This is a genomic window from Mycobacterium sp. (genome assembly GCF_019247615.1).
GTDB lineage: Bacteria > Actinomycetota > Actinomycetes > Mycobacteriales > Mycobacteriaceae > Mycobacterium.
In genome coordinates, this window is the sequence record NZ_JAFBAT010000320.1 from 1 (window position 1) to 7,276 (window position 7,276).

Below are 7,276 nucleotides of genomic sequence, written 5' to 3' on the forward strand. Positions count from 1 at the left end.
GAGTTCTCCGGGTCGACGACGCACAGCTGCGTGGCGTGGCGTCGGTAGCGGATGTAGCGCCCGATCGTGGCGCTGGTTCCACCGGTACCCGCCCCGACCACGATCCAGTCCGGCACGGGGTACTTCTCCTCGCGCATCTGCTCGAAAATCGACTCGGCGATGTTGTTGTTTCCCCGCCAGTCGGTGGCGCGCTCGGCGTTGGTGAACTGGTCCAGGTAGTGCCCACCGGTCTCGTCCGCGACGCGCTGGGCCTCTGCGTACACCTGGCTCGAGTCGGACACGAAATGGCAACGGCCGCCTTGTGATTCGATCAGCGCAATCTTCGCGGAACTCGTCGACGCCGGCATCACCGCGACGAACGGCAGCCCCAGCAGGGCCGCGAAGTACGCCTCCGACACCGCCGTCGAACCCGACGATGCCTCGACGACCGTGGTGTCCTCGCCGATCCAGCCGTTGCACAGCGCGTACAGGAACAACGAGCGGGCCAGCCGGTGCTTGAGGCTTCCGGTGATATGCGTGCTCTCGTCTTTGAGATACAACGCCACTTGAGCATCTGGGCCACCCTCGCACCACGCCGACGGCAGCGGGTACCGCAGGAGGTGGGTGTCGGCGCTGCGGCGGGCGTCGGCCTGGATCAGCCGGATCGCATTGTCGGTCCAGTCGCGCCGCAGGCTGCGCGCGGCGACCTGGGCCAGTTCGCTCAACGCACTGAGGCGGTCGGCTGCGAGCGGCTCAGATCGCTTGTCGAATCCCGGTCTCCCATCGGGGCGGCAATCAGGGTCAAGAGGGTTGCCTCCGGCCGGCAGCAGAATCGCACCGGCGCAAACGGTGAGGTGCCAATCCCTGCCGACACGTGCAACTGCATGTTCGCGCCCCACCGGGACGGTCCCTTCGCACGGGAGCGGTCCAGGCCGCAGTTGGTCACCACGGCGCCGTAGAACGGCAGGCACAGCTGCCCGCCATGGGTGTGGCCGGCCATCACCAGCTGGTAGCCGTCGGCGGCGAAGCGATCCAACACCCGCGGCTCGGGGGAATGCGTCAGTCCGAGCCGCAGGTTCGCGGCCGGGCTGGCCGGGCCCGCGACGGTGTCGTAACGGTCCCGGTCGATGTGGGGATCATCCACCCCCGCGGCGGCCACGTGCAGTCCGGCGACCTCGAACTCGCGGCGGGTGTGGGTCAGGTCGAGCCAGCCGCGCTCGGTGAACGCCGCCCGCAGATCCTGCCAGGGGAGTGGCTCACCGCGGACCCGGTGAGTCGGGTTTGTCAGATAGTTCAACGGGTTCTTCAGGCGCGGCCCGAAGTAGTCGTTGCTGCCGAAGACGAACACGCCGGGCCGCGACAGCAGGTCGCCGAGGGTCTGCACGACCGCGGGCACCGCCTTGGGGTGCGCCAGGTTGTCACCCGTGTTGACGACCAGGTCGGGCTCCCAGCCGGCCAGTTCGCGCAGCCAGGCCTGTTTGCGGCGCTGATGGGGCAGCATGTGGAGGTCGCTGATATGCAGGACCCGCAGCGGTGTGGAGCCCGGCGTCAGGACGGGCATGGTGATCTCGCGCAGGATGAAGGCGTTGCGCTCGACGAAAGCGGCATAACCGACGCCGGCGACGGTCGAACCGAGCGCGACGGCCCCGGTGCGCATCAAGACGGGCAGAACATCAGCCATGCAGGCAGGATACTTGCCGGTTGCGGCCGGCGGCGTATCGCTTGCGCCGGGGCGCCTAGGGAGGCGGCTGTCCGGGCGGGGGCGGTGGCGCCAGTAGCGGGATGGTGATCGGCGGCAGACCCGGGATTTCCACCACCTGCGACCCTACCGGCGGTGGTCCACCGGCACCTTCTGGCGGCGGCGGAGGCGCCGGCGGAATGCCGTTGCTGACCTGAATGGTGACGATCGATCCCGGAATCGTCTGGCCGCTGGGAGTGGTGCCGACGACCTCGCCCAACTTCGCGCTGCTGTTGACGGAGCTGGTCTGGTCGGAAATCTGGAAGCCCGCCTCCTTGATGCGCTGGCGCGCCGCGTCCAGATCCATTCCGGCGACGCTGGGCACGCGCGAGGCGGGCGATCCGTCGACGTAGCGGGGGTCGGTCGGCGGCAACTTGACTTCACCGAAGTTGGTGGCGATCGGCTTCATGGCAGTGAACCAGGTGCGCGCCGGCTCGTTGCCGCCGTACAGGTCACCGCTGCCGCAATGACGCAGGGGGGCGGAACACAAGTCCGTCGGGTTCGGTGAGTCGTCGTAGATGTAGTTCGCAGCGGCGTAGTGGCTGGTGAAGCCCACAAAAGCGGATGATCTATGGGCCTCCGTGGTGCCGGTCTTGGCGGACACCGGTAAGTTCCAGCCGGCCGCACCGGCCGAACCCGCAGCCGTGCCGCTACCGACCGCATCCTTGCTCATCGCGTTGGCCAACGTGTTCGCCAAACCTTCGGGCACCACCTGATCGCAGGTCTCGGTGGTCACCGCGACCTCGTTGCCGTTGCGGTCGATCAGCTTGTCGATCGGGTTCGGCGGGCACCAGACACCGCCGGAGGCCAGGGTCGCCGCCACGTTGGACAGCTCCAGCGCGTTCAACTCGATCGGGCCCAGGGTGAACGAGCCGATGTTCTGTCGTTTGACGAAGTCGGCCAGGCTCTCGTTGCTGTCCGGGTTGTAGGCGCGTGCGGTGCCGGGGTCTGCGTAGGACCGAAGCCCGAGCTTGATGGCCATGTCCACCGTTCGCGCCACGCCGACCTGCTGGATCAGCTTGGCGAACGCGGTGTTGGGGGACGTCGCCAGTGCGTCGGTGACGTTCATCGATCCGCGGTAATTTCCGGCGTTGACCACACACCAGGTGTCCTTCGGGCACCCTTTGGCCCCGCCACTGCCCATGCCCTTGGCCTGGAAGCGGCCCGGAACCTCGAGCGTGGCGTTGATCCCCATGCCCATGTCCAGCGCGGCGGCGGTGGTGAAGATCTTGAACACCGACCCCGCGCCGTCGCCGACCAGCGAAAACGGCTGCGGCCGCATGGTCTCGCCGGCATCGAGGTTCAGCCCGTAGGTGCGGTTGCTGGCCATCGCCATCACGTGGTGGGTGGTCTTACCGGGCTCGATCACGCTCATGACGCTCGAAATGCCCGGCAGGGTCGGGCTGGCGAACTTGTCGATGGCCGCTTTTACCGGGGCCTGCACGTCCGGGTCCAACGTGGTGCGGATGAGGTAGCCGCCCCTGGCGACCTGCTCCTTGCTGATGCCGGCGCGCGACAGGTACTCCTGCACGTAGTCGCAGAAGAATGCGCGGTCGCCCGCCGCGATGCATCCCCGAGGCAGCTCTTTCGGCTGCGGCAGCACCCCGAGCGGGGTGGCCTTGGCGGCGCGCAGGGCGTCGGCGTCCTGCGGCAGGTTCTCGATCATGGTGTCCAAGACCAAGTTGCGCCTGGCCAGCGCGCCTTCCGGGTTCGTGTAGGGGTTGAGCGTGCTGGTGGACTGCACCATCCCGGCCAGCAGCGCCGCCTGCTGCCAGTTGAGGTCGGACGCGTTGATGCCGAAGTAGGTCTGCGCCGCGTCCTGCACCCCGAACGAGCCGTTGCCGAACGACACCAGGTTCAGGTACCGGGTTAAGATCTCCGGCTTGCTGAAGGTCTTGTCCAGCGTGAGGGCCATCCTGATCTCGCGCAGCTTCCGCGCCGGGGTGGTCTCCACCGCCGCGCGCTTTTCGGCGTCGGTTTGGGCGGTTACCAGCAGTTGGTAGTTCTTCACGTACTGCTGCTCGATGGTCGAACCGCCGCGGGTGTCGACGTCGCCGGACGCGTAGCCGGCCAGACCCGTCAGGGTGCCCTTCCAATCCACCCCGTTGTGCTCGGCGAATCGCTTGTCCTCGATCGACACGATCGCCAGCTTCATAGTGTTGGCAATCTTGTCGGTGGGCACCTCGAAGCGGCGCTGCGAGTACAGCCACGCAATGACGTTGCCCTTCTTGTCGACCATGGTCGTCACGGCGGGAACCTCGCCCTGGAGAAGCTGCGCCGATCCGTTGGCGACGACTTCCGAGGCCCGGTTGGACATCAGCCCGAAGCCGCCGGCGACCGGGAACAACAGTGCCGTGGCGACGACGCTGGCCAACAAACAGCACCCGACGAGCTTGAGAAGCGTGAGAGCGGCCGGGGGGCGGTCTGACATGGGTTCTAGGGTAGCCCGCCGGGGTCGCCGGTCCTCACCACGCGGTGACCGAGGGCCCTCCCCGGTGCTCCGGCGCGCACAACATATAGGTCACGACAAATTTGCGCGTCCGTCACGGGTCGCGCCCGCGGACGAGGTGCGCGATCCCATCGCGAACTTATTCTCAATCCCATCATCGGGCGTATTCCGCTGTGCAAGACTGGACGGGCGTGCCAAGAAAACCGTTATCAGACTGTTGCGCAATGCCACTTGACCACCTAACTTAGACACACGGTGAGATTCAGATAACACCGATGTGCACACTGAGGCTAGACGCAGCGGAGTCTGCACTCGAGGAGGGCGGTCGCACCGGCGGCCGGGAGGAAGGGAACAGCTCGTGTCAGGAACGCGACCGGCCGCGCGTCGTACCAACATCGCGGCTGCACAAGGGGTCCTGCGTAGCGTCGACGCCGAAGAGCGGATCACGTGGGTTTCCAAGGCATTGTGTCGGACCACCGACCCCGATGAGCTATTTGTGCGAGGCGCGGCCCAACGCAAGGCCGCGGTGATCTGCCGGCACTGCCCGGTGATGCAGGAATGCGGCGCGGACGCGTTGGACAACAAGGTCGAGTTCGGGGTTTGGGGCGGCATGACCGAGCGTCAGCGCAGGGCTCTGCTCAAGCAGCACCCAGAGGTGGTGTCCTGGGCGGACTTCTTCGAAAAGCGGCGCGGCCGGGGCGTCAGCTAAACCCAGCGGCCCAGCGTTCCACACCAGGCACCTTATAGCTGCGTCTTCATTACACGCGTTAGCGGGCCGCATCGTCGCCGGCGGGGTTGGATGGGCCGGCTCCTCAGCGCCCCGCAGTGCGGGCCCCATCGTCGCCGGCGGGGTTGGATGGGCCGGCTCCTCAGCGCCCCGCAGCGCGGGCCGCATCGTCGCCGGCCGAAGTGATCTGATCGGCGAGCGCGCGCAGCGCGTCGAGATCCGAAACATCGAACGGCAGCGACGGAACGCCGATCACCGGCACGTGCTGGTGGGCTCCGGTGAATCGGGAGAGCAACCTGATTTCCCGCTTGGCGGTTTGCGCGCGGTCGGCATGAATTCTCAGCACCGCCCCGGCCAGGGACGCGGCCTCGGAATCGGAATCTGCCTCTAGCGCCTCCAAAGTCTCGCCGCCGTCGATCGCACGCTCGATCGGCAGGGAACACAACGTCGGATGTGTGCGGTTCAAGACGAGTCCGGCGAGCGGCATGCCCTCCTGCGACAGCCGGTCGACGAAGAACGCCGCCTCGCGCAGCGCGTCCGGTTCGGCCGCGGACACCACGACGAATTGGGTGCCCCGCCTTTTCAGCAGTGAGTACGTGCGATCCGCCTTCTCACGAAAGCCGCCAAAGGTGGCGTCCAGCGATTGCACGAAGGCCGCCGCGTCGCCCAGCATCTGCGAGCCGAGCACGGTGGAAATCGCCTTCATCGCCAAACCCATTGCGCCCGTTACCAACCGGCCGATGCCTCGCCCAGGCGCGAGCAGTAGCCGCCACAAGCGGCTATCCATGAAGCTGCCCAGCCGCTTCGGCGCATCCAGGAAATCCAGCGCATTGCGCGACGGCGGAGTGTCGACCACCACCAGGTCCCAGCGATCCTCGCCCAGCAGCTGGCCAAGCTTCTCCATGGCCATGTACTCTTGCGTGCCGGCCAGCGAGGTGGCGACGGTCTGATAGAACTGGTTTTCCAAGATCGCCTGTGCCCGAGCGCCTCCGGAGTACTGGACGACCATCTCGTCGAACGTACGGCGCATGTCGAGCATCATCGCGTGCAGCTCGCCGGAGACTTCCGGCCCCAGCGGCACCCGCTGCGGCGTGTTGCCGAGGTCGTTGACTCCCAGCGCCTGCGCCAGCCTCTTGGCCGGGTCGATCGTCAAAACGCATACGGTGCGGCCGTATTCGGCAGCCCGCAGCGCCATCGCGGCGGCGGTGGTGGTTTTACCTACGCCACCTGCGCCGCAGCATACGACCACTCGGTTGGTGGTGTCGGCCAGTATTGCCGCCATGTCAAGGGTCGTCGGCGTGATACTCATCGAACGCCTTGGTGCGCAAGCGATTCCGAAAGCTCGTACAGGCTACCGAGATCGACGCCGTCGGAGATTGCCGGCAGTTCCAGCCGCGACACGTTCAATTCGTCGAGTTGTTGCGCGGCCTCGGCGCGCGCGGTCATACGGGTTGCATGCTCGATCGTCTAGGTCAACAGGCCGGCAAAGTCATTATCGCTGAGCTGGATCCCGGCGAGCTTCAGGCCCGCCCGGACCGAGTCCGCGTCGACATCGCCCTCGGCCGCCTTCGCCAGATCGTGTGGCTGCAGGTAGGACGGGATGTTGCGGTTCACGATCACACTGCCGATCGGCAGGTTCATCTCCGCGAGCTCCTCGATTGCTTCCAGCGTTTCCTGCACCGGCAGCGCTTCCAGCAGAGTGACCAGATGGATGGCGGTCACATCGGAGTGCAGCAGCCGCACCACGCCCTCGCTTTGGGAGTGCACGGGCCCCCCTTTGGCCAGATCCGAAACCGCCTTGGTGACATCCAGGAAACGCGCGATCCGGCCCGTCGGCGGCGCATCGACGACGACCGCGTCATACACCGGATCCTTGGACCCCTTGTTGAGGCGCACCACCGACTCCTTGATCTTGCCGGTGAGCAGCACGTCGCGCAGACCGGGCGCGATCGTCGTCGCAAACTCGATCGCACCGATGCGGCGCATCGCCCGGCCTGCGATGCCGAGGTTGTAGAACATGTCGAGGTATTCCAGGAACGCAGCCTCGATGTCGATCGCCAAGGCATTCACTTGACCACCGCGCTCGGCGGTGGCGATCTTGAGCTCCTGGTACGGCAGGGGCGGGACGTCGAAAAGTTGCGCAATCCCTTGCCGCCCCTCAACTTCGACGAGCAGCACCTTGCGGCCCCCCGCCGCCAGCGTCAGCGCCAGCGCGGCCGCGACCGTCGACTTACCCGTACCGCCCTTGCCCGTCACGAAATGCAACCGGGCCCTCGACAATCGGGCCGGCCAGCCGACGGAGCTACTGCGGCCAGAAGTGGCACCAGAAGTGGTAGAAGTGGACGTCACCATCGTTTGTTTTTTAATGCTACGCCGCCCACCG

At 66.5% G+C, this 7,276-nt stretch carries 5 protein-coding genes and 1 pseudogene; 1 reads left to right on the top strand and 5 read right to left on the bottom strand.

Annotated elements, in window-relative coordinates; genetic code table 11:
- From JO059_RS22445 to ponA2, 3 genes are all read right to left on the bottom strand, one after another.
- The coding region (locus JO059_RS22445; RefSeq protein WP_293322877.1) for a pyridoxal-phosphate dependent enzyme at nucleotides 1–704 on the bottom strand (704 nt) is incomplete at its 3' end.
- On the bottom strand, nucleotides 701–1,660 hold the full coding sequence (locus JO059_RS22450; RefSeq protein WP_293322879.1) for a metallophosphoesterase: 960 nt from the start codon (nucleotides 1,658–1,660) through the stop codon (nucleotides 701–703). The genes JO059_RS22450 and JO059_RS22445, both read right to left, overlap by 4 nt.
- 55 nt (nucleotides 1,661–1,715) lie before the next feature.
- A complete protein-coding gene (ponA2, locus tag JO059_RS22455) occupies nucleotides 1,716–4,148 on the bottom strand; it encodes a transglycosylase/D,D-transpeptidase PonA2 (protein ID WP_293322881.1) in 2,433 nt (810 codons plus the stop codon).
- A gap of 376 nt (nucleotides 4,149–4,524) precedes the next feature.
- Between ponA2 and JO059_RS22460 the strand changes: the two genes are divergently transcribed.
- Nucleotides 4,525–4,875 carry a WhiB family transcriptional regulator gene (locus JO059_RS22460; protein ID WP_293322883.1) on the top strand — a complete coding sequence of 117 codons (351 nt, stop codon included), beginning with the start codon at nucleotides 4,525–4,527 and terminating at the stop codon, nucleotides 4,873–4,875.
- A gap of 160 nt (nucleotides 4,876–5,035) precedes the next feature.
- Here JO059_RS22460 and JO059_RS22465 read toward each other — a convergent pair whose 3' ends face one another.
- Together JO059_RS22465 and JO059_RS22470 are read right to left on the bottom strand one after the other, a co-directional pair.
- The gene (locus JO059_RS22465; RefSeq protein ID WP_293322885.1) at nucleotides 5,036–6,202 is read right to left on the bottom strand and encodes an ArsA family ATPase; all 1,167 of its coding nucleotides are present in this window, start codon (nucleotides 6,200–6,202) and stop codon (nucleotides 5,036–5,038) included.
- Nucleotides 6,199–7,245: pseudogene (locus tag JO059_RS22470) on the bottom strand (ArsA family ATPase). The gene JO059_RS22465 and the pseudogene JO059_RS22470 overlap by 4 nt, the downstream one beginning before the upstream one ends.
- Nucleotides 7,246–7,276: the final 31 nt, after the last annotated feature.